Origin of the sequence: Acetobacterium sp. MES1, assembly GCF_002237635.1 — a bacterium.
Classification (GTDB): Bacteria; Bacillota; Clostridia; order Eubacteriales; family Eubacteriaceae; genus Acetobacterium; species Acetobacterium wieringae.
In genome coordinates, this window is sequence record NZ_MJUY01000047.1 from 214,174 (window position 1) to 240,266 (window position 26,093).

Annotated in this window: 28 protein-coding genes and 2 pseudogenes; 3 read left to right on the forward strand and 27 right to left on the reverse strand. The window is 42.9% G+C overall.

The genetic code is table 11. From position 1 onward, the window contains the following. Positions 1-73: 73 nt before the first annotated feature. The 23 genes from BI182_RS13160 to BI182_RS13265 all read right to left on the reverse strand — a co-directional run bounded on the left by BI182_RS13160 (position 74) and on the right by BI182_RS13265 (position 21,945). A complete protein-coding gene (locus BI182_RS13160) occupies positions 74-4,252 on the reverse strand; it encodes a hypothetical protein (RefSeq protein WP_286808520.1) in 4,179 nt (1,392 codons plus the stop codon). 501 nt (positions 4,253-4,753) lie between these two features. Next, the gene (locus BI182_RS13165; RefSeq protein WP_286808521.1) at positions 4,754-6,904 is read right to left on the reverse strand and encodes a bacterial Ig-like domain-containing protein; all 2,151 of its coding nucleotides are present in this window, start codon (positions 6,902-6,904) and stop codon (positions 4,754-4,756) included. Between the two features lie 191 nt (positions 6,905-7,095). Next, complete coding sequence (locus BI182_RS13170) at positions 7,096-9,123, reverse strand: C1 family peptidase (protein ID WP_286808523.1); 2,028 nt, start codon at positions 9,121-9,123, stop codon at positions 7,096-7,098. Between the two features lie 185 nt (positions 9,124-9,308). After that, positions 9,309-9,650 carry a hypothetical protein gene (locus BI182_RS13175; RefSeq protein WP_286808525.1) on the reverse strand — a complete coding sequence of 114 codons (342 nt, stop codon included), beginning with the start codon at positions 9,648-9,650 and terminating at the stop codon, positions 9,309-9,311. A gap of 213 nt (positions 9,651-9,863) precedes the next feature. Then, complete coding sequence (locus tag BI182_RS13180; RefSeq protein ID WP_286808526.1) at positions 9,864-11,519, reverse strand: leucine-rich repeat domain-containing protein; 1,656 nt, start codon at positions 11,517-11,519, stop codon at positions 9,864-9,866. A gap of 165 nt (positions 11,520-11,684) precedes the next feature. Further along, complete coding sequence (locus tag BI182_RS17345) at positions 11,685-12,047, reverse strand: transposase (protein ID WP_502691643.1); 363 nt, start codon at positions 12,045-12,047, stop codon at positions 11,685-11,687. Positions 12,048-12,055: 8 nt separating this feature from the next. Further along, positions 12,056-12,394: an IS5 family transposase gene (locus BI182_RS17350; protein ID WP_502691644.1), complete on the reverse strand. Its 339-nt coding sequence runs from the start codon at positions 12,392-12,394 to the stop codon at positions 12,056-12,058. A gap of 73 nt (positions 12,395-12,467) precedes the next feature. Then, positions 12,468-12,704, reverse strand: a complete 237-nt coding sequence (locus BI182_RS13190; RefSeq protein WP_286808527.1) for a DUF2442 domain-containing protein — start codon at positions 12,702-12,704, stop codon at positions 12,468-12,470. 11 nt (positions 12,705-12,715) lie between these two features. Beyond that, positions 12,716-12,982: a DUF4160 domain-containing protein gene (locus tag BI182_RS13195; protein ID WP_148637377.1), complete on the reverse strand. Its 267-nt coding sequence runs from the start codon at positions 12,980-12,982 to the stop codon at positions 12,716-12,718. Between the two features lie 817 nt (positions 12,983-13,799). Then, a complete protein-coding gene (locus tag BI182_RS13200) occupies positions 13,800-14,810 on the reverse strand; it encodes an Rpn family recombination-promoting nuclease/putative transposase (RefSeq protein WP_286808530.1) in 1,011 nt (336 codons plus the stop codon). Between the two features lie 199 nt (positions 14,811-15,009). Beyond that, a complete protein-coding gene (locus BI182_RS13205; RefSeq protein ID WP_286808532.1) occupies positions 15,010-15,654 on the reverse strand; it encodes a hypothetical protein in 645 nt (214 codons plus the stop codon). A 26-nt stretch (positions 15,655-15,680) separates the two neighbouring features. After that, complete coding sequence (locus tag BI182_RS13210) at positions 15,681-15,824, reverse strand: hypothetical protein (RefSeq protein ID WP_286808534.1); 144 nt, start codon at positions 15,822-15,824, stop codon at positions 15,681-15,683. A 51-nt stretch (positions 15,825-15,875) separates the two neighbouring features. Continuing rightward, entirely contained in the window at positions 15,876-16,463 is a 588-nt protein-coding gene (locus BI182_RS13215; protein ID WP_286808535.1) for a tyrosine-type recombinase/integrase, read from the reverse strand. After that, complete coding sequence (locus BI182_RS13220) at positions 16,394-16,921, reverse strand: tyrosine-type recombinase/integrase (RefSeq protein WP_286808536.1); 528 nt, start codon at positions 16,919-16,921, stop codon at positions 16,394-16,396. Before BI182_RS13220 ends, BI182_RS13215 begins: the two co-directional genes overlap by 70 nt. Continuing rightward, positions 16,911-17,267: a hypothetical protein gene (locus BI182_RS13225; protein WP_286808537.1), complete on the reverse strand. Its 357-nt coding sequence runs from the start codon at positions 17,265-17,267 to the stop codon at positions 16,911-16,913. Before BI182_RS13225 ends, BI182_RS13220 begins: the two co-directional genes overlap by 11 nt. A 35-nt stretch (positions 17,268-17,302) precedes the next feature. Then, the gene (locus BI182_RS13230; RefSeq protein ID WP_286808539.1) at positions 17,303-17,695 is read right to left on the reverse strand and encodes a hypothetical protein; all 393 of its coding nucleotides are present in this window, start codon (positions 17,693-17,695) and stop codon (positions 17,303-17,305) included. Positions 17,696-17,810: 115 nt separating this feature from the next. Next, a complete protein-coding gene (locus BI182_RS13235; protein ID WP_353744775.1) occupies positions 17,811-18,173 on the reverse strand; it encodes a helix-turn-helix domain-containing protein in 363 nt (120 codons plus the stop codon). Beyond that, positions 18,166-18,528 carry a type II toxin-antitoxin system RelE/ParE family toxin gene (locus tag BI182_RS13240; protein WP_286808541.1) on the reverse strand — a complete coding sequence of 121 codons (363 nt, stop codon included), beginning with the start codon at positions 18,526-18,528 and terminating at the stop codon, positions 18,166-18,168. Before BI182_RS13240 ends, BI182_RS13235 begins: the two co-directional genes overlap by 8 nt. Before the next feature lie 583 nt (positions 18,529-19,111). Next, positions 19,112-19,327, reverse strand: a complete 216-nt coding sequence (locus BI182_RS13245; RefSeq protein ID WP_286808543.1) for a hypothetical protein — start codon at positions 19,325-19,327, stop codon at positions 19,112-19,114. A 44-nt stretch (positions 19,328-19,371) separates the two neighbouring features. Beyond that, on the reverse strand, positions 19,372-20,130 hold the full coding sequence (locus BI182_RS13250; protein WP_286808545.1) for a transposase: 759 nt from the start codon (positions 20,128-20,130) through the stop codon (positions 19,372-19,374). Positions 20,131-20,320: 190 nt separating this feature from the next. Continuing rightward, a complete protein-coding gene (locus BI182_RS13255) occupies positions 20,321-20,707 on the reverse strand; it encodes a type II toxin-antitoxin system HicB family antitoxin (protein WP_286808547.1) in 387 nt (128 codons plus the stop codon). An 88-nt stretch (positions 20,708-20,795) separates the two neighbouring features. Further along, a complete protein-coding gene (locus BI182_RS13260) occupies positions 20,796-20,915 on the reverse strand; it encodes a type II toxin-antitoxin system HicA family toxin (RefSeq protein WP_286808549.1) in 120 nt (39 codons plus the stop codon). 406 nt (positions 20,916-21,321) lie between these two features. Then, the gene (locus BI182_RS13265; protein ID WP_286808551.1) at positions 21,322-21,945 is read right to left on the reverse strand and encodes an Ig-like domain-containing protein; all 624 of its coding nucleotides are present in this window, start codon (positions 21,943-21,945) and stop codon (positions 21,322-21,324) included. A 164-nt stretch (positions 21,946-22,109) separates the two neighbouring features. Here BI182_RS13265 and BI182_RS13270 point away from each other — a divergent pair, with 164 nt between their 5' ends. Continuing rightward, positions 22,110-22,235 carry a hypothetical protein gene (locus BI182_RS13270; protein ID WP_286808552.1) on the forward strand — a complete coding sequence of 42 codons (126 nt, stop codon included), beginning with the start codon at positions 22,110-22,112 and terminating at the stop codon, positions 22,233-22,235. Positions 22,236-22,265: 30 nt separating this feature from the next. On the opposite strand, the gene BI182_RS13275 is transcribed toward BI182_RS13270, so the two are convergent. The 4 genes and pseudogenes from BI182_RS13275 to BI182_RS13290 all read right to left on the reverse strand — a co-directional run. After that, positions 22,266-22,679, reverse strand: a complete 414-nt coding sequence (locus tag BI182_RS13275) for a putative toxin-antitoxin system toxin component, PIN family (protein ID WP_286808553.1) — start codon at positions 22,677-22,679, stop codon at positions 22,266-22,268. Next, complete coding sequence (locus BI182_RS13280) at positions 22,676-22,951, reverse strand: AbrB/MazE/SpoVT family DNA-binding domain-containing protein (RefSeq protein ID WP_286808554.1); 276 nt, start codon at positions 22,949-22,951, stop codon at positions 22,676-22,678. Before BI182_RS13280 ends, BI182_RS13275 begins: the two co-directional genes overlap by 4 nt. Before the next feature lie 270 nt (positions 22,952-23,221). Continuing rightward, entirely contained in the window at positions 23,222-24,130 is a 909-nt protein-coding gene (locus BI182_RS13285; RefSeq protein WP_286808556.1) for a hypothetical protein, read from the reverse strand. Positions 24,131-24,172: 42 nt separating this feature from the next. Further along, positions 24,173-24,304, reverse strand: a pseudogene (locus BI182_RS13290) (tyrosine-type recombinase/integrase); the annotation flags it as partial. A gap of 135 nt (positions 24,305-24,439) precedes the next feature. Here BI182_RS13290 and BI182_RS13295 point away from each other — a divergent pair. Both BI182_RS13295 and BI182_RS13300 read left to right on the forward strand, forming a co-directional pair. Beyond that, the gene (locus tag BI182_RS13295) at positions 24,440-24,976 is read left to right on the forward strand and encodes a transposase (protein WP_148636578.1); all 537 of its coding nucleotides are present in this window, start codon (positions 24,440-24,442) and stop codon (positions 24,974-24,976) included. Between the two features lie 147 nt (positions 24,977-25,123). Continuing rightward, positions 25,124-25,906: pseudogene (locus BI182_RS13300) on the forward strand (DDE-type integrase/transposase/recombinase); the annotation flags it as partial. Between the last annotated feature and the right edge of the window lie 187 nt (positions 25,907-26,093).

Genomic DNA, 26,093 nt, shown 5'->3' on the forward strand with positions numbered 1-26,093 from the left:
CTGTATTTCACGCTTACTCTGTTTTGTCGATTGTGTACATTATTTGTCCCTTCTGCTGATGCAACTAATTGATTTATTCAGTGACTGTGACTTTAACCATTTTACTTTCTTCAACAGTACCATCAGTTATCATCTTGCTGTCTTTAATATCAACATAAAATATGTATGTTCCTTCTGCTGGGAGTCGGTAGGTGAAAGTGGGAGTGCCTGAAAAAGAGCGGATCATTTTTGGCACAGCTCCATCTTTATCTTCTTTATACCAGAATTTATACTGATAGGTGCCGATGCCATACTGTCCCGATGCCGTCAGTTTGATGCTGGTGCCTTTCTTAACGGTCACCTCCCCGGTCTTATTGTCGATCTTAAAGGTTTTAATAGCAGGTTTGTTGACGATGGTGTAGGTAAGGGTCTTTTCAGCCGTATTTGAATCGGGATCATCGTTATCTTCATCCGTTACTATCAGTTTGAATTGGTAGGTCCCGGCTGCTGTTATGGCTTCATTGATATCTGCTGTAGTTACATCATCTTCAAATGTTACGGTTGCGGATGAACTAGCTCCCTCAACCTCTTTAGTTATTGTCGCACCCTCACTATCCACATATGAAAACGCATAAGTATAGGTACCGCTGCCGCCTTTGGCTGCGGCCTTCAAAGTAATCGCTTCCCCGGCATAGTATTTTAACGACGGGCTGGCGGTAAAACTGGTGATGACTGGTTTGTCGACCACCACATAGTCAAGATAAACGGAGTCAGCATCAGGTTCAGTCGCATTGTTAATTTCCTCGCTTGTGCTATTGGCATCAAATAATCGGACGCCTAATTTGTAGGTCCCGACTTTATGGAGCCGATAATTGATCGATTTGGATGTGGTTATGGTGCCCAGCGGTTCCCAATCTGATCCCTCTAATTGATAATAAAACTGATATTTATACGGCGCTTTTCCGCCGCTGCCGGTGGCGGTCAGTTTAATCGTGGTGCCAATATTCTGGGGGGCTTCTTTATCAACGACGAGGCTGTCAACCGTCAGGGTTGCCAGCACCTGATAGCTGGCAATTTTTGCAGTTTTGACGGTGCCAACCGCATCAATGACATCAACAAAGAGGGTATAGCTGCCGGGGGCCTCGGGTTTAAAATCGGCCGTTTGGGTTCGTTCAGTCTTTGCAGTTAAAGATGCGATTTCACCGGTTTCGGTGCCCATTTTCCAGTAGAACAGATAATCAAGTGTGTTTGTATCCGCGCCGGTGTCAACCGTCGCCGTCAGCGGAACCGTATCCCCCTGATAGACGGTTTGGCTTGGTTTATCGGCCGTTAATGTAACCGTAAAAGGATTGGTGAATGTAAAATCGATAGTCTTTTCATCCTTTTTTGTTTTGCCGGCATCGGTGATCACGACCTTATAGGTATAGTTACCTGCTTCTGAGGTAGTATTATCGATGACGTAATTTTTTTCCGGATCACCGGTAATATCCTTAAAGTCGGCATCTGAAGGCGCTTTTCTTAAAAACTCATAGGTATAAGGCGCCTGGCCGCCCGCTGCGGTCGCAGTCAGCTTGATTTCGGTATTGATATTCTGGCTCGAGGGCTTGCTGGTTGTCAGGCTTTTTACGGCAAAGCCTTTATAGACCGTAAATTTTTGCAAGGCTACGGCTGGACTGGTTAAACCGTCCACTTTATCTTCGGTAGCTTTGACTTCAAAGGTATAGCTGCCGGCAGCTGGTAGCTTAAATTTCGCTGTTTTATCGTCAGCTACGCCATCGTCATCCAATTCATCCGTAATAATCGTTGTTTTGGAACCGACCTTATAGGAGAAGGTGTAGCTCAGATCATCTGTGTAATCAGTTGTTGCCGTTAAGGTGATCGTATCACCGGCATAGGAACTGGTCAATTCCTTTGTCGCATCCGCTGGATCGGTGACCTTTAATCCGGTAATAATCGGCGGAGCGGTAACCTTAACAACCATTTTCTTATCCATGCCGTTTTTACTGGGCTCACCGTTTTTATCGGTTATCTCCACATAAAAGGTATATTCCCCGGCTGCCAGTTTCTGGCTGACGGTTTTTGACTTGGGATCGGTAAAGCTGACGGGATTTTTTATCGATTTTGGCGAAGTTCCATCGTCAAAATCATAATAAAAGGCGTAGCTGTAAGGGCCGACGCCGCCCTTGCCGGTGGCGGTCAGGCGAATGATATCGCCATCGATCAGGCCGGTGGGCTTATCAGCCTTTAAACTGGTGACTTCGACCCCAGCAGTCACCTTGTAGCTGGTAATTTTCTGTTTAACCGTGGTCACACCATCGGAAACCGTCACCTCAAAGGTATGACTGCCCGCAGTTGCCGAAGGGATAACACAGGTGTTACTTGCTGACGTCGGATCTTCGGTTACGTCAACGCCATTGTCCGTAAATATATAGGTCAGCGCACCTTCACCGGTGCCCTCGGTAACTGAGGCTGCCAGGGTAATCGCTTCTCCGGCATAGACCGTGCTGCCCTTGACCGGGTCGGCACTAAAGCTGTCAATCACCGGTGGATTCGTAATACAATAATTGTTTATATCCGCACTGGATTGTAAGCCATTGGCATCGGTTACCTTAACCTGCAGGGTATACAAACCGGTTTTATCCTGATCATGGATGACAAATGTTGCAGTCTTGGTCTCGGAAGCGTATTGCAAGACCTTGGTTTCATCCAGATAGACATATTCAAATTGGTAGCTGTAGGGGGCCTGGCCACCACTGGCGGCGGCTGTCAGCTTAATGTCGGTGTGGATTTTCTGGCCGGAGGGTTTATCCGTTTTAAGGGTCACCGCTACGTTTTTTAAGACCGTCAGACTGGTGGCTTCAGTATCTGATAAATTGTCAGAATCGACCGCCTTGACCGTAAAGTTGTAGGTACCCGGGCTGTCTGGTGTAAAATCATAGCTATCCCCGGCCTGGGTAACGGTTTTGATGATTTTTGATCCGTTTTTAATGATATAGGTGTATTTGACCCCATCGCTACCGGTATCCTCTGCCAAAGCTACTTTCAGCCGAATTGTGTCGTTAACATAGGTCGGTTTTTCGGGATTACTTGGATCACTGATATTTGTGGCCGTAAAGGCTTCAATAACCGGACCATTGACGATGTGAAAATCACTGATCGATTTAGTTACGCTTTTATCTTCAAGCCCCCCGTTATCCTTGATTGTCACAATAAAGGTATAGATACCGGGGGTCTCGGGGGTGAACTCAACTGTATTGGCGGTTGGCAGTTTTTCGACATCAATGGGAACTATGTTTTCGTCGCCACTTAACTGATAGCTAAATTCATAGGTGTAGGGGGCTTTTCCGCCACTGCCGTTGGCCGTCAGCTTGATGGTGGTGCCGACATTCTGGCCCGAGGGTTTATCCGCTGTAAAGCTTCCGGCTGAAACCGGAGCCAGCACCGTTAAATTGATTTTTTCAGTTTTTTTGAGATAGTTGCTGTCAGCTACTTCCACTGACAGACTATAACTGCCAGCTTTGGTTGGTGTAAAGGCTACCTGGGCAAGATGATCGTTGATGGTGGGATTTTTAATTTCGACCTTTGACGCCGAACCCAGCTGATAATAAAAACGATAACTAAGCGGACTGGTTCCGCCATCAACAGCCACCTGGAGGGTGACTGGTTCATTGACATAATGGTTGCTGGTTTGATCCGGATCAATGGTTAGGCTTACCAGCGGATTGTCTCTGATGACATAGCTAAGCGAAGTAGAATCTGTCTCGGCCTCACCTTCAGTCGCATCGGTTACGGTCACTTCGATATTATAGGTGCCGGCCGCAGTTAACTCGATGGTGGCTGCATTGGTCGTTGCCACAACCGTTTCGCCATCAAGCGTAAACTCATAGCTGTAGGGCGCCACGCCACCGGTTGCGGTGGCCGTAAAGGTGACCGTCGTGTTGCGGTTTTGTGGGGATGATTTATCTGCTGTTAAGATAACGTCCAAATCTTCGGTTTCTGCGGTGGTAATGCTTTCCGACGCCACCACACTCTGGTCGCTTTGGACGGTGGCATCTGGCACCGTTATTTCCGGCTGAACTGCCGGAGCCGTAAATGCCGCATCAGGCAGCTCGCCATCCGGCGTCGCCCCGCTAAACTCTGTCTGATCAACCGTCTCGTTGGCAACCGGTGCGGCGGCCTGCTGTTCTTGTGCCAGAACATTAAACGGGATCGAGCTTACCAGCATCAGGCAAACCAAAAGCAGACTGATCCATCTTTTTAACTGTCTTTTCATTTTTTCTCCCTCTTTCTCATTACTCCAACTAACTCGTCAACTATTCCTTTTACTGCTTGTCCTCGTTGTCATTTATTATTAATTTTGTCTTAATCTAAATTTACCACATTTAACCAAAAAGTGCAACAAAAAGTCCATATAAGTGCTAATTATTCAGCTTAAAGCTAAATTTCAGACAATCAATCAGGATGCCGGATTTTTGCCCCCTGAGAAACTGCTCAAGCTTCGTTATTTCGTTGCGATCACTGCCGTAACAATCGGGCAACAGATCACCACCTCCTGTTATGACGGACTATATACTCTAAAGAATGTTTTTCAGATCAGTCATGATATAATCACACGACTTATTTTATTATCGGCAAAGATTAAATTTTCTTAAGTTATTTTTAATTATAATCTCTAATTCATCTATAAACGCAACCAAATGCCCTGGATATAAGTAAAGCCGGGTTACCCCGGCTTAAAGATCTTGTTATTTAGCAAACCTTTTTTAAATAGACGTTAATACGTCACATTGCCATACTGATCAACAATGCCCACATTACTGACTGCTTCGTCATAGAGTTTTGCATCGCTGCGGCCAAAATAGGAATTAATATCAAAGCTTTCCCCCCGCATCTGCGCCAGCAGGCAGGCCGAGGCGGCGGCACTATAATCCATATAACCCTTGTTCAGATCTTTAAGAGCCACAATCTGGCAACCATTATTCAGATAATGCTTGTACATCTTCGCTGATGGCAGACTTGGGTTGATTTGGTAAGCCAGAAAGGAGTTGTTGAAATCTTCCTTATTATAAAGGAAGTAACTGCCATAAGGATCCTGTCCCAGGAAGCCGGTAAAAACTCCGACCCCTGGTTCGGAAGATCCTACAATCTGCACCGTAAAGGTAGTGGTCTTGTCGCCCACAGTAATGGTCAACACCTGATTGATGGCTGCTGCCGAGCTGTCAAAACCACTGATATTGTCAGCAGTGATGGTTTCCACCTTACTGGTGCCATTGCTGTAGGTTCCGGTAACCACCAGACCAGAAAGATCGAGGGCTTCACCGACCTGATACTGCAGCTTACTGGCCGGGGTGGTGATGGCGATGCTTTGCAAGGTTGCCGGTTCCCCGACAGCACTGCTGTCCTGAGCAGTCAGTCCGGTCAGTAAGGAAAGATCCTTTTGTGACATGGTGCCACTAAAGGTGAACTTCATCATGGCTCCGGCATCGGTAAAGGCGTTCGCCTCGATATCGATAATATTGAAACTGTCACGAACCTGAGTGGTGAATTTTTCTGTCACAAAGGCAACGCTGCCATCGCCAGAAAATTTGGTAATAAAACCATTCCCGACCCCAAGCAATTGGCCGACACTATTTTCCTTGATCGTGATAAAAGCGTTACCACCATAGCCCCGTTCAAAGCCGGTCGTATTCCCATAAGACTTAGCCCATTGGATTGACCCGTCCGAACTTGCCACTTTAAAGGCAGTGAAGTCGGTAGTTGAATAACCATTGACAATTGACAGGATGACATTGTTGTCGGCGGTCTGACAGGCAAAGATATCCGTGGCTTGATTATTGAGAGTCAAATGCTGATAAACCTTTGTCCACTGGACATTCCCGGCCAAATCAAGTTTATAAACAATCGGAGCATTTGACAAGCCGCCATCAGCAGCCACAGTCGTGATCCCGGCAATCAGGTAACCATCGGGCAGCACGCAGATACTTGAGTTTTGAACACGTGATGAACCGTATCCAGTTGATGATTCTTTGGGGATCAGAGCCAGACCCCACTCCCGTTGACCGGAGGCATTGAGTTTAACAAGGGTGTCAGTCCAGAGGGCCCCGGAAGTGCAGATATTCTGGTAGGCCAGATAACCGCCGTCGGCCGTTTTTTTCATATCATGATCAGTCGCATCGATGGTTGAATCGTTACCAAAGTCGTCGGTAATCAGGTTTGTCTGATTCAGATTGCCATCACCACTCAGATTAAGCTCAACCAGGATATGATAACCGCGGTCATAATCATTATAGCGGTTCCAGTAGCTGCCCCAGACAACAATCGAACCATCAACATTTTCAGCGGCACCCCAGGCGTTGACATTGGTCTCACGGTCCTGGACACCATAGGCTTTCTGCCAGATAACATTGCCTTCATTACTGACACGTACAGCAAATATATTCTGATAACCGTTTACCGCCATACCGAGATTGTCATCCGTTTGGCCAATTCCTAAAAAATCACCGTTGGCCAGCTGGATTACTTTCAAAAAGCGGTAATTGGTATTGGGAGATGCGGTTCCCTGACCGTCGGCCCCACCACCAAAAACCGTATCCCAGGCAATTGAGCCATTTTGATTGAACTTGGTCATATAGGCATGCTGAGCTATGCTGTTATTCTGATAAGGGGAGGTAAATCCCACTGAAACATAAGAACCATCTTCGGCCTGAATCACGCTTTGAACATAATTATTTAGGTACCAACCGGTTCCGAAGGCTGTCGAATGCCAACGGATAAACTGCTCTGAATCAGAGATCGCCGGAGTCTCCTCAGCCGATACGCTCCCGAAAGACACAAACAAAACTGCCAATACCATAAAACCAGTTATCACACTCTTGACAAACCCCTGCTTCTGATAGAACCATCTTTCATCGTTTTTGGTTCTCATTGGCTTTTCCAAACTTGCCCAGCGCTTCATTTTTTCTTTAACTCCTTTCAAAATCTGATCGTCCCGATCTTAAAATAAAAAATGGATAAACATCAAACACCGCTTACCTTTCTAGCCATTGTTTGTATTTGTTTACCCATTTTTAGCTGTAAAACTCAATTAAGATCTAAAATAACCAGCTCGTCAATCCGCTAGTAAGTGACCACTCCATTGACATCCACAGTTCCGACACTGCTGACTGTATCGGCATAGAGACTGGCATCACTGCGACCAAAGTAAGCATTAATATCAAAGCTTTCGCCCCGCAACTGCGCCAGCAGACTGGCCGATGCGGCGGCTCCATAATCCATATATCCCTTGTTCAAATCCTTCAGGGCCACAATCCGACATCCATTGTTCAAATAGTGCTTGTACATCTTCGCTGATGGCATCCCTGAATTGATCTGGTAAGCCAGATAGGAATTGTTGAAATCCGTTTTGTTATAAAAGAAGTAATTCCCGTAAGGGTCTTGTCCCAGAAAACCGGTAAAGACACCCACACCCGGTTCCGACGAACCAACAATCTGGACGATAAAGGTCGTGGTTTTGCCACCCACATTAATCGTCAGTAACTGACTGCTGGTCGCAGTAGCACTGTTAAAACCAGTAACATTGGCAGCCGTGACGGTTTCCACCTTGCTGCTACCATCACTGTAGGTGCCGGTGACGACCAACCCGGAAAGATCGAGGGCTTCCCCCACCTGATAGCTTAGTTTATTGGCTGGCGTGGTGATGGCAATGCTGTTAAGAACCGATGAAGACACTGCCTCGGTAAACCCCTTGATACAAACATTCACATAATCCGAGCGGGAGATATCCTTCCATAAATAGCCACCATCAGAAGTAATAAAACTTTGACCCGCATTGGCAGTCGCCTCACTGCTGTAATTAAACAAGGCTTCTTCAACCGGTATCGGGTAAGAATAGCCGGGGGTTGTATACTTGATCACAATCGAAAAGCGTTGACCGGCAGTTAACGGAACGGCATCATCAAGACTAATTGTATGGTAGCCATTCCAGGGCACCGTAACGGTTTTTGTCGCTTTGAGCTCACCACTTTCCGGCTCATCGGGGCTGACATTGGTATAGACATTAATCTGTATGCTGGCATCGGGACTTAAGGTATGGGTGCTGATAGCTGTCAACACCTCATTGTCTGAGGCTGTAAAAATATTGGCTCCCCAGGCCACATTGCTGCCATAACCTCTGGCAGAGATTTGCCCCAGTGGGTCATACTGATAAATCCGGTTGTAGTTGTTCGTGGCTTCAGCATTGTGAAACGCCGTAATATTATTGCCGGCATAGGTATCATAGTATGACAGATAAAAATATCCGCCATCACCCCAATTGCTTCCCCAACTGTTTTTAATGATCCAGGCACCATCTCCCGGAGGTTGATTATTAAAATTGCTCCGGTCATAGTGATCATCCCAGCCGACAATAGCCACATCGTGATCGACCCGGGCAGATCCATCATAATAAAGGGCCGAGGTCTCACTGTTAAAATAATAATCACTGTCCATCGCCGCAGAACAAATTGATGTGTCCAGGGCCCCACCATCCATCAGGGCCTGTTTGATAACTGAAGGAGAATTGGGCAGATGTTCTGCTTCCTGAACATGATATACCGGTGACAGCCCTGATTTTTGAGCTGATCCGTAAGGATCATCACTTTCACTGATCGGACCACTCCAACGGGTCAGGTAGGCAATTGCCATGCCTTCATTGCCACCATCATCAGGACCCCAGTCAAAGCCGTGATTAAGCATAAGATTATTTTCCGAGAGATCGGTTGATTGCGTTGCCTTCAGGTATGATTCCAACGAGGCAATTGAAGCAAAAGCCCAGCAACTGCCATAGGGGTTCTGATCTCTGACCGCCGTAACCCGGCCTGTTGATCGCAGATCATAGGCTGCTGGCAGAACTTCTGACGTTGTCAGTTGATCGCTATCGCCCAGATAGCGGTCAACAGGTATCGGAATGTGTCCCCGCAGGTTGCCAGTTGCCGATTGGCCAGTGATTGTTTCCGTGTTTAATTCCTTCACGTACTCAACAAATGCCGGATTGAGAGGTGCCGACAAATCAGTTTTCTCCTCTGCCCAGATACTTCCGGGAGAAAACACCAGCAGGACTAGAACCAAGCTTAATAAAGCCGTAAATTTTTTTACCTGTTTTTCCATTGTATCCTCGCAATCCACTTTTTTTGCACGCTTGATAGACCCAACCATATTAAACGTATTCACTATCAAAATTATATATGATCCAAGCTAAAATTACAAGGCCGTTCTGCCTGCTTCAAGCGGTTTTGATTTAAAACAGCGGCTTCTGCCACCTATTCAAACTGTGGCAAGTCGTATGCCAAAAATCAGTGGTCAACTTCAAAAACAATCTGACTGTTTTTTTCGGCAATAAACCAGCGATCATTTTTTATCAGCAGCTTAAAAACAAAATCACCAGGAATAAGCATCCCCTCTTCTTCCAACCCTTCAATAAACAATTGTATGTTCTCCCGGATGGTTTCTTCGACTCTAATCAGCAAAGTCAATTGTTGATGAAAAAAACCGCCTGCTGATTTTTTATTATTTTCGCCCTTTGCCAAACTGTCTTTGCAAAAATCTGACTCGTTTTGTATCTCCAATGCTTTCCCTTGATTACTCTCTAAATAATACTTTTTCCAATCATCAACGATCGTTATCTGTAGTTCCAACTTACTTTTCTCCTTTAAATTCATCGGTTGTTTTTACCATTCATGACTCCGAGTTTAGCCAAATTTTTATTTTCTTCACCATTATACTCCATCTTGATGCTTTATAAAATAATATTTTGACGAGATGCGATTTTAGTAAGAAGTCTAAAAAATTGTGTACACAAATTAGAGTCGGAGATTAAACCCCGACTCTAATTTGTTATGCATTCGGTTTTAGTAACTCACATTTCCACTTAAATCGACAATACCAACGTGGTTCACTGCTTCTTGATAAAGTATGGCATCACTTCGACTAAAATAAGCATTAATATCGAAGGTTTCGCCTCGCATTTGGGCCAAAAGTGAAGCTGCCGCTGCCGCACTGTAATCCATATAACCCTTACTGATATCTTCGAGCGCTACAATTCGACATTGCTGATTCAAGTAATGCAGATACATTTTTGCTTGAGATACGCTTGGGTTTATCTGATAGGCCAGGTAGGCGTTATTAAAATCAGTCTTGTTGTAAAAATAGCAATTCCCAGCCGGATCCTGTCCCACAAATCCTGTCAATCCTCCATTAAGTGCAACAAAAGGAATGTTATTGGCCTTGGCATACTTCTCAGAATCAGACCCGGGAATGCCATAAATAGTAACCTGTGGACTTCCCGCAAAGGCAGCATCACCAAAATCCGTTTTATTGGCACGTAGCGTAACATTGGCCAGATTTGCGCAGCTATCAAAAGCATTCGGGCCGATAGTCTCGACTTTTGCTGGAATATCGAGACTGGTTAATCTACTGCACCCATAAAATGTATACTCACCAATTTTTGTCACGCTATCAGGAATATTGACACCAGTTAGTTGGCCGCAAAGATAGAATGCCTTATCCCCAAGAGTTGTCACCCCATCTGGAATATGGATACCGGTTAACTCATAACATCCATAAAATGCATAGTCGCCAATGCTCGTTACACTATCGGGAAGCCTAATGTCCGTTAAACCGCCGCAGTGATCAAAGGCACCATAACCAATAGCCGTCACGCCCTCCGGAATCAAGATCCTGGTTAAGCCCGGAGGGCACTTGACCAATGTGGTACCGGTTTTATTAAATAGAACCCCATCCACACTTGAATAGGTTAAATTATTTTCATCGACCTGGATGCTGGTTAATTTGTTGCAAAGTACTAGTGCATATTCACCAATGGATGCTACGCTGTCCGGGATGCTGATGCTGGTTAATCCGCCGCATGATGCAAATGCCCAATCCGCAATAGACGTCACCCGATCCGGAATCGTGATGCTGGTTAAACCGCTGCAGTTGTAAAATGTATGTGCACCAATCGTTGTTATATTTGGTGGGATCTCGATATTGGTTAAAGCACCGCAATTCAAAAATGCCCCATCACCAATGGTTGTTACACTGTCCGGGATTTCAATGCTCGTTAATCCACTACAATCCTGAAATGCTACATTGCCAATGTAAGTGACGCTGTCCGGGATCGTGATACTTGACAATCCACTGCAATAACCAAACGCAGCTGTACCAATAGAAGTGACGTTGTTGCTGATCTCAATGCTGGCTAATTTAGAACACTTGAAAAACGCAAATTCACCAATGGCCACAACTTTACTAGTACCCAGCGTATCGGGGATTATTACATTTCCTCCATTTCCGGTATACAATGTGATTGAAACTCCCCCTTCAACTGCTACATACTCAAAATCGCCTTCGGTAGCACTGGTCTGAATGTTAACATCTTCAACACCAAGATCAATTTCTGCCCCTTTTACGGAAATTTCTTCTGCCAAGACCCCGATTGGCATTATGCAGCTGAGCATCATCATAATAATGAATAAACCTAAACCTTTTTTTATACGCTCTTTCATCCTCTTCTCCTATATGCTGATAAACATTATCATTCCTTTACAAAATTCATTTAGTTTTCCTCTTCATTCCTTACGTCTTCTTTGCAAAAACCGAAAAATTTTCTAAGTTCTTCCATTTCTAAAAAGCAGTCAATTTTCTCATGCACTATTTCCAATTCAAAGTCTTTAAATTTTCTTAGGGTGTGTCTGAAAAGTCGAAATTCTTATTATTTTGATAAAAGCCAGATGACGTTCTTTATAAAGCCACCAGTCACAATCCCATGGTTCTTTAGTATTTGACTTTGGCGGAATTGTATAGACAGCTTCTTGTGAAGTGATGTAAGTTCTAATATCTTTAGTTCCGTAAGCTTTATCGCCCAGGATATTGGCGCTTTTTATATCAATATTTGATAATAGATCAATCGCGACAGTATTGTCGTTAACTTGACCACCAGAAAGTTCAAAGTAAATCGGATTTCCCAGGGCGTCAACGACTGCATGAATTTTAGTCGTGTTACCGCCCCGACTTTTTCCGATGTATTGATTCACTTCTGCATTTACAGCCCCTTTTTAGCACCGGCACTATGCTGATGCGCTTTTACAATGGTTGAATCAATGCTGAGATTTTCGAAATCTGCATCGGCATTTAAGGCATAAAAAATAGTTGCCAGTGTTTCGTCATCACGCCATTTACAGAAACGGCTGTAGACCGTTTTCCACGAACCAAAACGTTCGGGAAGATCTCGCCACGCAGCACCACTTCGTGCAATCCATAAAATTGCATTGAAGATTAACCGATTATCTTTAGGCGGACGACCCGTTTTGGCTTTGGGAAATAAATTTTTGATCTGTTCCCATTGTTCATCTGTAATTTCATAGCGTTTTGATGGCATCATACTTCTCCCGTCGTTTTTGCTTTATTCTAAAACACATCGTGGCGATTATAAAGAATTAGTTTTCAGACACACCCTAGCAAACTTTGCTCTTTTCGAATAAAAACTCTGGATCTAAATCCGCTTGATTGCACCATTCAATACTATCAAAACTAACACGTACAGTCCTGAATTTTTCCTCGTTCTTTAATTCTTGAAAAATACCCTTATCCAAATATGGACTGACATCGAATATTCTCTTTTCACCATTTTCAAAAGTTAAGAGTAACTTATAATCATTTAAAGGTTCTACATCAATAACTGCTAAATACATTATTCGACCTCCTATTTTAATGGATCAATTTTGTATGGAAGCTCACTATTCATTGCCAGCATCCAATCTGCAAGTAGTTCTTCCTGTCTTAGCTCAGCCCATGCTAAAACAAGCTTAAGCTGTTTCTTTGGCAAATTGCCTTCTTTTAATTCACAAGTTTTAATGTCAATAATGGCTTTGTATTCTCCATAATACGCATGAAAATGTGGCGGATTATGCTCTTCTGGAGCACAAAACATCCGAATGATAATTCCATAAAACATACTAATTGTCGGCATTTTTATTGTCCTTTCACGTTCACTACTATTTTTTCATTTCTTTTTCGAATCGAAAACACACGAACATAACCAGTAACTTATTACAATGAAGGTGATACCTTTAAACATGTTTTTCTTTTCTTTATTTTATCACCTCAATCCTTGAATAGCAATGACATCTCAATGGAATCATCGTCTCATTCATTAGTTTCATACTGATTTCCTCCAAAAATGTATTAAAGACCATTGACTACTTAAGCCAATGATCTTCAAAATTATAATATCTATTTAAGATGGGAGTTTGATTCAGGGAACCGATGATTGTGGGGAAATCTGGAACGTTTTTCTGGGGAAGCGGTGATGATCACATTAGTTTGATTCGTTTTTCCCGACAGTCCCGACAATGGTGACAACTGAGATTGCAATTCTGACACCGAAAACATTGGCACTTTCGTCCGGATTGGGTGACTCTGTCGTCAGATCGACTGGCACTGGAGTCCGGAACGATCTACAACAACTGACCTGACACGACTGTCGGCACTGACGGCAATTTAGGGACAATAAAGATAGCTGGCTGGAGAATTCAGATTCTTAAGTGAGTTTGGATGATCCCAAACTAGCTCAACTCATTGGAAACAGACAAAAGCTAAAAGCCACTGCAACTACTACAAAATTTTTCAGTCAGATCGCTCAGACTTTTTCAACTAGTGTGACAATAGAAACGTCCCCGTGTCACCCCTGACGATAAAAACGGGACAAAAGAGTGGTGCTCAGGCACTCAGTGATTTGTGCCAGTCATCCACCGTCACTCTTTTCATTAGAATCAAAAAATTAAAAATCAGAAGCCAAGGAACTTCCTGACATCATCAAGACTATTAAAATCATCAATTTCGTAATTCAACATTTCCAGAGAATTTAGATCAAGCGTATTGATTTTTTCCCGATACTCTGAAGGCATTATTCCGAATCTCTTAGTCAATCGATTAATTGCGAGACCAATCGCCAGTTCTTTTTTTCCTTCTTCAATTCCTTCTTTTTTCCCTTCTTCTCTTAATACTTCAGCCAATGTCATGGTTACTTCACTTCCTTCCTTGTAGGTTACTGCCAATTGTTTAATAACAGTCGTCAATTGCTCCTTTGTGAGCTTTGGACCAGATGTCAGAATATAGCGCATACATGTTTCAAAATACTGAATGCCCGTTTTCTTTTCATCCAGCTCCGCCAGAGCTCTGGCGGCTTTGAAAATCGTTTCGAGAAATTCCTCACCACTTTTCTTGAAAATATCCCTGGCAACTGAAAGGGCAATGATCAGTTCTGCGTTTCCCCTAATATCTTCATCCGAAAACTGTGATAAATCATAAAGCTGGTAGTTAAAATTCGGTATCATTTGTCCGATTTCTTCCGGCAATGTGTCAAAATTCAGAATCAGATCACTAAACATCGATCCGATTTTCCATTTTGTTTCCCCATGACAAATCACTATCGGGATAATCACTGCAATATGGGTATCCGTTTTCCTGTTAACTTTTTCATTCCAGATACGAACCATATAAGTCAATAACTGCAGGGCAACCATTCTGTCCGGATAACTCTTGTGTTCAAACAGAAAATAAAGATACCCGTCTTTCTGATTGATTTTCGTCCGGAACAGCATGTCTGAAAACACCTCGTTAAGTTCCTCATCGACATGACTGCTGTTCTGAATTTCAAGTTCATTCAGATCAACTAATTTTAAAATAGATTCCGGCAGGTAGTTCTCAATAAAATCTCTAACCACCAGTGGATTCGAGAATGTATCCTTGAAAAACTTGTCATGCGGATTCTGTACTTTTTTCTCAGTCTCGTTCATTCGTTCACCTTCTTCGATATTAGTATCATTATAATCGATTTCCCTTTAAAATGCTATTAAAACTGAATCTGGAAAATCTACTCGCCACCTTTTTCCTCCAAAACGATCGTCAGAACCGTCAGTCAGGTCAGAAAATTGTCGATACTGACACCACTGACGACAAAAACAGGACAAAAGGGTGGAATCATCAATCTATTTCTCAGCACTTGCCCAGCAGCTTGTCAACTTCCCGTTGATAGCCATAGCGTTTGAAGAATTCAATCAAAGCGACGTCAATGACATCCCGCTGTTTGAGATTCCGGCTGTCGCAGTATTCTTTCATCAGCCGTGTCAGGGCTTCTGACATATAGATACTCTGTGTCACAGATTTCCCTGGAACCGCATACCGTGGAAGAGCACCACCGGATTGAGGCATCAGTAGGGTCACCAGCCGATCCTTGTTTTGAAGCAGCAGATTCAAAATCGGCAGGTAGGGTTCCAGACTTTTCAGGCTTTCTTTTTGCTCATCCGTTGGCTGAAAAACAACGGCTGTCAGATTGGCCATTTCTTCCGGTTTGTCATCCCCGGAATGATCAACCCTCAGGGCATAGTTTTTCTTGTCAGAATCCCAGAAGAGGTTGCGACTTTCCATATACTCGCCCAGCTCCCGATGATCACTGAAATCAAAGGATCGGGCAATGGCTCTGGGATCGGCCTCATCACCCATTTCTTCAAAACGTTTGATGATCATTTCAGCCTTGAAGGGTGCCCCACTATCAAGTTCCTCAAGAATACTATCGGCACTGGTCACCGCCGGAATATAGGTCTGATTGGTACTGTCCCAGGTGAAGCCCTTTCGTCTCATGTAGGTATCCAGGGATCGCCAGTTGGTCAGATTAAACCTTCAGCTAATGATTCCCGGGACTTACCCTCCATCAGACCAGCCAGAGTGGCATTGACTCGTCGATCATAAATCGGTTCAATTGGTTTCTTTTCTTCTAGTTTCTTTTCTTCCAGTTTCTTTTCTTCGTTCATTTTCATTTTTTCCTTTCGTTTTTAATCCCTTGAATCACAAACCGCCAATCTCTAAATGAGATTGACTGCCTGCTGCAGCTGAGCCATGTTCTGATGAATATAAAGACTGGTCACCCGCAGATCACTGTGTCCCATCAGTTTCTGCACAGCGGGAAGCGGTGCATTGTTCTGAACCAGTGCTGTGGCAAAGCTGTGTCTTAGAATATGTGCCGTCACATGCTTGTCCCAGCCCAGTTTTCTGGTGGTGTTTTCCAGTTCATGATTAATGGTCTGTCGGGATAAGGTACCGGTTTTTGAGGTGGCAAAGAAACGGGTGGTTTCCATCAGCGGTCGATATTTTTCAAGATAGGTATGGAGCTCAATCAGCAGCCGGTCACTGATGGGAATGCTGCGATCTTTGTTGCCTTTGCCCTGACGGACTCGGATCACCCGATTTTTTAAATCCACATCGGTCATGAGCAGATGACACAATTCACTGACTCGAAGACCGGTATTGACCATGACAATCACGGCATAGCGCACAATATCATGATCAATGGCAGCAATCAGCTGTGTCATTTCTTCCTGACTCAGATAGACCCGTTCTTTCTGCTGAAACTGGATGGCTTCAAGATTGAGGGTGACATCCCGGTCAACCATCTCCCGGCGCACCAGAAAGCCGAAGAAAGACCGGAAGACTGACTGACTTTTGTTGCGGGTGATGGGTTGATCCCCCTGATCCCGGCGATAGGCAAGGTAATTTTCAAGGTGGTTGAGGGTGATCTCATCGACATAGACCTTTGAATACTGGCATGACCGGCTAACTTGGCAACCGTAGTCAGATCCACACCTTTTTTAATCAACCGGGTGCAAAATGTATGCCTGAACTTATGGGGAAAAATGGTCATGTTTAAGCTCTTTCCCAATTTCTTCATGACCTTATTAACGGTATCGGTATCCATCTTGCCGGATCGCTGGGTGATTAACAGATAGCTACTTTTGGCATAGGGACTGTCCTTGCGATCACTTTCCATGTAGGTTTTAATGATTTCAGCCACTTCCGGTTTTAATGGGACTTCCCGATATTTACCACCCTTACCGACCACTTTAAGACTCATCGTCAGCAGATCCCTTGCCGTCTTCGATCAGGTGGTTCTCAAAAGCGGTTTGAATTGAAGAAATGGTTTCGTCGATGACAATTGGTGCTGCTGTTGGTTTTTCATCGGTTGTTTTTAAGTGATCGTTTGGGACATCGTTGTTTTTAGTGATTGTTGATGCTAATGACTTGTCTGGTTCCAATGGTTGCTCTGGTACCAATGACTTTTCAGCTTCTAATGGCGCAATACCTGGATTAATTTCTTCGACAGACACCACCGGTTCATCCTCTGAATCAATTGTCAGACTTTTCTTAGTCTTGTTTTGTTTGGTTTCTCGTCTGGGGAATTCAATTTTTTCAATGGTCATGGTTATTTGGAACACCCACTTTCATCAGAATTATTTTATAGCTGCTTTAATTCATCCACAAACACTGCTTCTAAATCTCCTACTGCAGCTACAAAGGGATTGTCCATCTGTTCCAGAATCACTTTGCCATGTTTTTTAAGCCAGGGTTGACTGTCTTCAATACTGCCACCATGGTAGTCGGGGCTGTTCTGATAGTAGTTAGAATCAATGATCGGTTCCAGGGAAAAGGAAACGTCCATTCCATCCACATAGTCGGAATCACTGGTTTTGACTACAACTCTTGCAGTGATTACCAGCTGATCATTTTTCCGCTCAATCACACTGGGCAGACTAATACCCATCAGCCATTGCGCATAGTCTTCGGTTGGTTCCTGATATTCCAGTGCCATTTTTAATTCCTCAATGATTTTTTCTTCAAATGTTGCCATGCTGATATCCTCCAAAAAAATAAAATAAGACCATTGACTGCTTAAGCCAATGATCTCTCATGATTATAATATTTATTTGAAGTGTTGGGTTGATTCAGAATCTCACTAAATCTACTTATCTCATGGGTTTTTGCCTGAATGTGCTGCCTTTTTTAAATGTTCTCAAATGAATGTTTCGAGGGTGTTTTTCTTCAATTGGCACAATGGCCAGAGTTTTGCCAAGTGGTCTTAGTATTTTTAAAATGGTCATTAATTGGGGATCAGTTGTGCCTTTTTCCATTCGGGCAATGACGGGTTGCTTAACACCACTGGCTTCTTCCAACTGCTTTTGAGTGATTCCCTGATCATTTCTGGCGCGAATTAATTCGCTTATTAATGCTACTCTCAAATCAGATTCCATTATTTCTTCCGGGGTGAATGTTCTTTTCTCAAATTCATCCCAGCTTGATCCAATGGGACTTTCTTTTGTTTTACTCATTTTCAATACTCCTTTCAACAAAATCTTTCATATTCCGTTTCGCTTGTTCAATTTCTCGTTTAGGTGTTTTCTGTGTCTTCTTCATGAAATAATGTAGGAGAATAAAGCAATTTCCATCCCAACCAATAAATAAAATGCGATCCCTTAATGGTCTTAATTCCCAAATTTCACCCTCTATGTGTTTGACATAAGGCTCACCAGCTCTTGTTCCATGTTCTTTTAGTATCTTCATGTAGTCTCTGATTTTATTCAGTTTAATCCGGCTATCCTTGTCATTTTTGCTTGCTAATTCTTCTAAATACTGCAACACTGGCTCTTTACCATTTTTGTCACAATAAAATTCTATTTTGTACATACACGTTTATTACCTTTCAATCATGACTTAATTATAACTTTTAAGTTATAAAATTGCAACATATTTTGGTTATTTCTATTTTTCGACACAACCATCAAAGTAATAATATGTATTTGAAGTGTTGGTTTTATTCAGGAAACCGATGATTGTGGGGAAATCCGGAACGATTTTCTGAAAAATCAGTTATGGCCACATTAGTTTGATCCTTTTTTCCCGACAGTCCCGACAATGGTGACAACTATCATTGGAATCTGACACCGAAACTATTGGTACCATGTCCGAATTGGGTGGCTCTGACATCGGATCGACTGGCACTCCTGTCCGGATTTGGTGGCTCTGTCGTCAGATCGGGTGGCACTGCATTCCGGAACGATCACAACTTAAATTCGCCTGACACAACTGTCGGCACTGACGGCAATTTGGAGAAAAAAATAGACTGGTTGGAGAATTCTAATTCTTCAGTGAGTTTGGCTGGGCAGAAACCGGCGCAACTGATTGGAAACAGACAAAAGCTGCAAACCGGAACCGCCAGCGAAAACTTTTCCTGACAGATTTCTCCAGATTTTCCAACCACTTCAAAAAATTAAAAAAAACGACCCGAGACCCGAAGAATGCGAATCGTCTCTTTGACTGATAATGATCGTTTCACTAACTTGTGATATGTTTCTCTACAATAGCTTGAATCTCTTGACATTCTGTTGATTATTAATTCAGCAAGTTCTTCTTTTGAATGACCCATTAAAAATTTTTTCCAGTTCTGCCAATCTGCTATTGTTTCAATATACTCCTTGACTTCCATAATCTCACCTCATTTTATTTTTAGCGAACCCATAAAATTCTCACTTATTGTTCTTTTATCGCGTTTTCAATTATTCGTTTTCCGATTCCCAGCACCCTACTCAATTGCCGAATGCTGCAACCCGTTTCCTTGTATATTATCCGGATACATTCATTTCTTTCTGTCTTGTTTAAGCTCATTATTCTGGAATATCGCTGATTCTCTTTAACCATCGCCTTGATCCCGTCGTCAGTATATTTTACAAAAGTACTCGCATCAAGACAATCATCCTGATTAACCTCACACGAGAACTTTTCGAAATCAGAAACGTGTTTAAAATAGCTTTGCATTAAATCAGCATCAACATATTCTGTTATCCCATGATATGCGTTAAGATAGTTTTGATAGCTACTCCATTTATACTCAGACTGTGATGTTACCATATGTGCCTTTAATGGATTATTATGAATATAACGCAGAACTGTCAATAAATAACGTTCATCTTCCACTGCTTCACTACTATATCGGTTTTGAAATAAATGGCCCTCTCTTCCATACTTTTGGTTATGAAATCTTACGTAGCCAACTGTTATACGTTTAATGCTTACGCCTACCTCTTCGCCTTCCTTTAGGAGCAAGTGGACATGATTATCCATCAAACAATAAGCATAAAGTTTAAATTCTCCCCTTTCCTTTGCTCGTTTCAGGTTTTCCATAAAGTACATTTTGTCCTCGTCATCCATAAATATGTTGCGGCTGTCTATCCCCTTTAACATCACATGATAAATACCTGTCATACTTTTTATTCTTGCCTGCCTCGCCATTTTTTACCTCACTTCTTATTCTTCTCCACTACATTCTATCACATTTTTATTAATGTGACAATAGAAACGTCCCCATGTCACCAAAGATAGGGGTTTGATTCAGTGACCGATGATTGTGGGGAAATCCGGACAATTTTTGGGGGAATCTGTAAGAAATAGCTTAAAAAGTCATTTTAAATAGCTTGAACATCTATGCAATGTGCAGTTTTTCCATAAGTGCTTTTTGTAGTGTTTGAGAAAAATTAATGCTGTTCTTTTCAGCCATGTTATTGAGCCAATCGGGGATGGTTAAGGTCTTTTTCACAGCTTTAGCAGATCTTACATATTGAGTCAGATCACAGGCGACGAGACTTGTGAATGAATCATCTTCAGCAACGATACTTTTAATATCAGAAGCCGGATTAATCTCTTCTTCATCTTCGATTAATGATGCCAGATACAACCCTAAAGCTTCCTGGGCTTCTTCCATCACTTCGCCAATACTTTCGCCAACAGTCTGGCAACCAGGAAGGTCTGGAAACTCTACCCAATAGGTACCATCTTCTTTGTAAAAAATCGCTGGGTATGCACTTAACATTTTAATTACCTCCTTGGTATTGGGGACAAGGCTATTTCAGCCCTGTCCTTTTGAGAATTGTTTTTAGTAAGCCAGTTGGGACGTCTTTTCAATGAACAGGGATGATCTCAGTTTTACCATCTTTTTTCATGACATGATGGCTCCCTTTGATTCGTTCTTCGACCCATCCATTTTTCTCAAGTAATTTGAGTAAGTCTTTGTCTTTCATTCCAACCTCCTTACACAATTATAGTAACACGTATTGTACGTACAAGCAACTATTTTTTCATTTCAACAAGAACTTTTGATTACCACTTACTTTTAATCCGTTTTTCCCGACAGTCCCGACAATGGTGACAACTGACATTTCAATTCTGACACCGAAACCAGTGGCTCCATCGTCCGGATTGATTGGCTCTGACATCAGATCGACTGGCACTGAAGTCCGGAACGCTCCTGTCACGACTGTCAGCACTGTCGGCAATTTGGGGAGAAAATATTTGTGGGTTTGTAGACTGGTCGGAGAATTCAGATTCTTAAGTGAGTTTAGATGATCTTAAACTAGCTCAATTCATTGGAAACAGACAAAAGCACAAAGCCACTGCAACTACTACAAAATTTTTCAGTCAGATCGCTCAGACTTTTTCAACTAACAATGTGCACAACAAAACCGACATTTTTATTTTATGTGACAATTGAAACGTCCCCATGTCACCTGCATCAACAGTAAGATTCCCTGTAGAAGCGTCAATTACTGGCTCACTAAATGCAACTTTAATTTTGTTTGGTCCAGTTTGTGTTACGCCAGCAATTGTAGGTCGTGTAACGTCTGAGACAGCTACTGCATCGTTTGTATAATCAGCTGCAAGAGCAACACCATCAGCATCTTTAACAGCTTTTTTTACAACTACTTTTGCTGTGCTTAGATTAGTTAATTTTGTAGTTGCATCATTTACAAGTGTTAATAAAACAGTTTTGCTGTCAGAACTTAATTCTGTTAAATACACACCCGCTACTTTTGTAGTTGACCCGTTGTCATATACTTCATAGTTTGCTACATCACCAGCAGTTGTTGAATCAACAGCTTTGTTAAATTTAATTTCGATCTGTTTTAAATTTTTTGCTGTTACGCTATCAACTAATAATTCAGTTGGTTTCAGTTCTAAAGCTGCAATCGCAGCGTTAATTGCTGCAAAGGGAGATCGTTTTTGTCCTTTTTCTTTTTCTCGAAACCCACTGATTCCAATACTTTCGGGCATTTTTAAACTCGCACAATAGATGTTCTAAAGAAAATAAATAGGGGGTAGTTTCCTGTAAACATAAAAAAAATAGAAAATCAATAAATAGAATTCCAATAGGTGAGAATTCCATTTGCTTTTCTAAATGTTGAGTGTTTCCAATGGTTTCAGACGTGGGAATGAGGATGCTGAAAATTCTGGAGATGATGTTCAGATACCATCACCCCCAGCCTTTTTCTTCCAAAAATCCCGACAGTCGTGTCAATCCCGGCAAAATGATTGTCGGCATGGGCGGGAGTGACGGCAATTAGAGAACATATTTCTTGGGGACCATTCTTCAGTCAGTGCACATTCATTCGAACATATTTCTCAAAAAATTCATTAGGTGTCAATATTTCCGGTTTCTCAATGTCAATGTCTGAAAAGTCTTTGTCCCCGGTGATGAGAATATCCACATCTTCGACAATGGCTGAATAGAGTACCGGATAGTCCATTTCATCCCGAATTTCAAAGAGATCTTCATCCATTTCGTCAGGCGTGTAGACATATTCGAAGGGCAGAACGGTCAGAAAGTGATCCAACTCAGCGGCTCTTCCTTCAAATTTTCTTTGAACAACGGATTTTAGTTCTTCAATCACAAAAGATGACAGAACAAGTCGATGATCTTTGAGAATCGCTGCAATCAGCTCATTCATGATCTTACTTTTGAAAATAATGGAAGAAATCAAAACATTGGTGTCCAGCATGATTCTCATTGCTTCTTTTCCTTCTTTTCCTCAAACCGTTCTTTCCGTACTTCCTTCACCAGATTCACAACATCTTCTTCAGATTTCAAGTCCAATCGTTCCGCTTCACCCTCAAAGGCATTTTGCACCTGTTCGAGAGCAAGCATCGCCGAGTTGGCAATTACCATGTAGCCATCTTTCTCGATGAAGACCACTTTGTCACCTTCCTTCAGATTCAATTTTTTCCGAATATTGATAGGAATGGTCACTTGGCCTTTTGACATTACTTTTGCAAGATCCATTAAACTTACCTCCTTAGTCCCTACTTTTCCTACTTTCATTCTAACACCATTACTTACTTTTAGCAAGAGCAATAGATCCCATCTTTTTTCTTTTCTAATTGCCGTCACTCCCGTCGGTGCTGACCGTTTTTCTTTGGATAGTCAGGTGTGACGCCATCGTCGGCAAATAGGGAAGAAGTTTAGGGGAATGACTTGAGATACTTCCAGGATCACCCCCATTGACTTCGTCCCAACCATTTCTTCTGATCCATTTCCTGATGATTGGTTTAGCTATTTCTTCTGAAGCAACTTATCCACCTCCCGCTGATAACCGTAGCGTTTGAAGTATTCAATTAGAGCACCTTCAACCACATCCCGTTGTTTGAGATTTCTACTTTCACAGAATTCCTTCATCAATCGCCCCATTAGTATGGACATGTAGACACTCTGCGTGCTGCAGTTTCCGGGAACGGCATACCTGGGAACAGTCCCATCAGATTGGGGCATCAGTAGTGTGATCAATCGGTCTCTGTTCTGAAGTAGCATCTCAAGGAGTGGCAGATAGGCTTCCAGTTCGGCTAATCCACCCTCAGTGACCATGGCTGATTTCGTTTGATTCTTTCCAACTGGTGGAAGAGTTTTGTTGTCCAGATCGCCCATTTCTGCCAAGGGATCATTGGTGGCATCCCCAAACATCTCGGCGTAGTTATTCGTTTCAGAATTCCAGAAGAGGTGCTTACTTTCCATATACTCACCCAACTCATGATGATCACGGAAACCAAATTCAGTGGCAATGGCTCTGGGATCACTGTCATCACCCATTTCTTCAAAGCGTTTGATGATCATTTCGGCTTTAATGGGGGTATTGCTACTTAATTCTTCCAGAATCGTGTCAACTCGGGTAGTGGCTGGCACATAGGTCTGATTGACACTATCCCAGGTGAAGCCCTTTCGTCTCATGTAGGTATCCAGGGATCGCCAATTGGTCAGTTTAAATCCTTCGGCCAAGGATTCTCGGGTCTTACCTTCCATCAGACCGGCCAGGGTGGCATTGACGCGTCGATCATAGATGGGTTCAATCTGTTCTTTGCTTTCTTTCGTTTCTTTGGGTTCTTTGGCAGAGTCTTTAGCTGAATGAATAGTGGTTGGAGTTGTCACATTAGCAGATTCATTTGTTATTTCATTTGTCATGGGATTCATTTTTTCTTCCTTTCGATAATGAGAATCACAGGGAGCCAATCTCTAAATGAGATTGACCGCCTGCTGCAACTGATCCATATTCTGATGGATGTAACGACTGGTCACCCTAAGATCACTGTGACCCATGAGTTTCTGAACCGCTGGTAGTGGAGCATTGTTTCTAACCAGACTGGTGGCAAAGCTATGTTGTTAATTGTCAAATTATAAGTGTCAAAACAGTCCGGATTTAATCAAATTATTCCGGCTAAGCCGAGCTTTTCAACTATGATATAATGATTAATCATTATGCACTTTAAGGAAGCATCAACCATGGTTCACCTGGAACACTTTTCTGAACACCCACTGGATTACATCAACGAATTCCACACCACGGAAAGAGTCCGCATTGACAGCTGCCCTCATTGTTTCACCCGCAGGCGGCTCCATCTTCATGGTATCTATCACCGACATGTAATCTGGCATGAGGATGTCTTCTCCATTCCGGTACAACGCCATTACTGTATTCATTGCGGTAAGACCGTGAGTATCCTGCCTTCTTTCTGCCACTCCGGGTTTCAGCTGGCCCTTCCATTTCTACTGGAACTGCTTTGGGCCTTCTTTAACATGATTCCTTCACCCAATACTTTAGCGCATCAGCATCGGCACTTTATCTCCCGGCGTTTTCTGCTTTGCATGAACCGGCTGATTGAGTATTTTCGCATCTGCGAAGATCCTTTAATCGTCTTTCCTGATTTTTGGCATGAAAAAGCCATAAAGCTTCTTGAAATGGTCTACTCGGTGGGTAAGCCCCACATCTTCGCCAAAAGATATTACGATCATTTTAAGAAAGGATTTATGGCACTTTAATTGTACCATCCTTTCGCGTTTTTTTGAAGAAATGTTTATCCCACAGAGCTTTTGCTTTGCCTTTTATCGATTGATCCGTTATGCTCTGATTACCTGGTTTTACGGATCCTTAAAACCTCAACACTTTAAAATCGGAGGTTTTTTACAATGACTGAAAAAGACAAAGAATTGATTGCTTTATTTCGCTATGGACTGATTGCGCCGTTACTGACGGATACCGTCACATCGCACACGACTTATCTGGATGAGATCAGTGCAAAAACCCATGATGTCCCCCATTATGGCATCCGCACCTACAACCGCAAAACCCTGCTGGAATGGCATCGGCTGTACCGGCGCCATGGTTTTGATGCGCTCAAGCCCAAGGTTCGGACGGACAAAGGTTCATCCCGGGCGCTACCGGCAGAATCGGCCAAACTGCTCCTTACGCTGCGAACGGAAAACATCCATTTATCGGTGAAGTTGTTCCATGAGTGGCTCATTCATGAAGGCCACTTCACCAGCTCCGACTGTTCCTATTCGACGGTGTATCGACTGCTGAAAAAACATCAGATGTTAAAGCCATCAGTGGCGGATACGTCGGATCGCCGCCGTTTCGCCCATGTTGATATCAACACCCTGTGGCAGACCGATGTTTCCCACGGCCCCTATCTGACTCTTAATGGTAAAAAGCGCAAAACCTATCTGATCGCTTTTATCGATGATGCTTCCCGGCGGATTACCGGGGCTCAGTTCATGCTGGCTGAAAAGAATGAAGATCTCCTTCATGTCCTTAAATCTGCTTTACTTACCTGTGGTAAGCCCACCATGCTTTATGCGGATAATGGCAAGATTTTCCGTTCTCATCAATTGAATACTTCCTGTGCCACCCTGGGCATTGCGCTGGTCAACACCAGGCCTTATGATCCCAAAAGCAAGGGTTATGTTAAGTATTCCGTTATGTAAAGAAAGGGCTATTCATTCCCATGCATAACGGAAACGCAGGTGATATTTCTTTACATAATCACCGTTGTTGATTAAAGCTTTTTAACCAGTGTTTTAGATTTTTATTATTATCCCATTTTGCCTCCTCGTCGGGAACAAGTTCTTTAATTAAATCACCTTTCCTTACTTTTGA

Coding starts and splice junctions, on each gene's coding strand:
- BI182_RS13190 (WP_286808527.1), bottom strand. CDS start 12,704: ATGTATTTAGCAGTTATTGATGTAGAACCTTTAAATGATTATAAGTTA.
- BI182_RS13255 (WP_286808547.1), bottom strand. CDS start 20,707: ATGTTAAGTGCATACCCAGCGATTTTTTACAAAGAAGATGGTACCTAT.
- BI182_RS13270 (WP_286808552.1), top strand. CDS start 22,110: ATGCTGAAAATTCTGGAGATGATGTTCAGATACCATCACCCCCAGCCT.
- BI182_RS13165 (WP_286808521.1), bottom strand. CDS start 6,904: ATGAGAACCAAAAACGATGAAAGATGGTTCTATCAGAAGCAGGGGTTT.
- BI182_RS13285 (WP_286808556.1), bottom strand. CDS start 24,130: ATGAATCCCATGACAAATGAAATAACAAATGAATCTGCTAATGTGACA.
- BI182_RS13230 (WP_286808539.1), bottom strand. CDS start 17,695: ATGGCAACATTTGAAGAAAAAATCATTGAGGAATTAAAAATGGCACTG.
- BI182_RS13170 (WP_286808523.1), bottom strand. CDS start 9,123: ATGGAAAAACAGGTAAAAAAATTTACGGCTTTATTAAGCTTGGTTCTA.
- BI182_RS13195 (WP_148637377.1), bottom strand. CDS start 12,982: ATGCCGACAATTAGTATGTTTTATGGAATTATCATTCGGATGTTTTGT.
- BI182_RS13225 (WP_286808537.1), bottom strand. CDS start 17,267: ATGACCATTGAAAAAATTGAATTCCCCAGACGAGAAACCAAACAAAAC.
- BI182_RS13250 (WP_286808545.1), bottom strand. CDS start 20,130: ATGGCGAGGCAGGCAAGAATAAAAAGTATGACAGGTATTTATCATGTG.
- BI182_RS13205 (WP_286808532.1), bottom strand. CDS start 15,654: ATGAGACGAAAGGGCTTCACCTGGGACAGTACCAATCAGACCTATATT.
- BI182_RS13240 (WP_286808541.1), bottom strand. CDS start 18,528: ATGTACAAAATAGAATTTTATTGTGACAAAAATGGTAAAGAGCCAGTG.
- BI182_RS13215 (WP_286808535.1), bottom strand. CDS start 16,463: ATGGTTGACCGGGATGTCACCCTCAATCTTGAAGCCATCCAGTTTCAG.
- BI182_RS13220 (WP_286808536.1), bottom strand. CDS start 16,921: ATGAGTCTTAAAGTGGTCGGTAAGGGTGGTAAATATCGGGAAGTCCCA.
- BI182_RS17350 (WP_502691644.1), bottom strand. CDS start 12,394: ATGATGCCATCAAAACGCTATGAAATTACAGATGAACAATGGGAACAG.
- BI182_RS13260 (WP_286808549.1), bottom strand. CDS start 20,915: ATGAAAGACAAAGACTTACTCAAATTACTTGAGAAAAATGGATGGGTC.
- BI182_RS13180 (WP_286808526.1), bottom strand. CDS start 11,519: ATGAAAGAGCGTATAAAAAAAGGTTTAGGTTTATTCATTATTATGATG.
- BI182_RS13200 (WP_286808530.1), bottom strand. CDS start 14,810: ATGAACGAGACTGAGAAAAAAGTACAGAATCCGCATGACAAGTTTTTC.
- BI182_RS13295 (WP_148636578.1), top strand. CDS start 24,440: ATGGTTCACCTGGAACACTTTTCTGAACACCCACTGGATTACATCAAC.
- BI182_RS13280 (WP_286808554.1), bottom strand. CDS start 22,951: ATGGATCTTGCAAAAGTAATGTCAAAAGGCCAAGTGACCATTCCTATC.
- BI182_RS13275 (WP_286808553.1), bottom strand. CDS start 22,679: ATGAGAATCATGCTGGACACCAATGTTTTGATTTCTTCCATTATTTTC.
- BI182_RS13210 (WP_286808534.1), bottom strand. CDS start 15,824: ATGAACGAAGAAAAGAAACTGGAAGAAAAGAAACTAGAAGAAAAGAAA.
- BI182_RS13160 (WP_286808520.1), bottom strand. CDS start 4,252: ATGAAAAGACAGTTAAAAAGATGGATCAGTCTGCTTTTGGTTTGCCTG.
- BI182_RS13245 (WP_286808543.1), bottom strand. CDS start 19,327: ATGGAAGTCAAGGAGTATATTGAAACAATAGCAGATTGGCAGAACTGG.
- BI182_RS13265 (WP_286808551.1), bottom strand. CDS start 21,945: ATGCCCGAAAGTATTGGAATCAGTGGGTTTCGAGAAAAAGAAAAAGGA.
- BI182_RS13235 (WP_353744775.1), bottom strand. CDS start 18,173: ATGAGTAAAACAAAAGAAAGTCCCATTGGATCAAGCTGGGATGAATTT.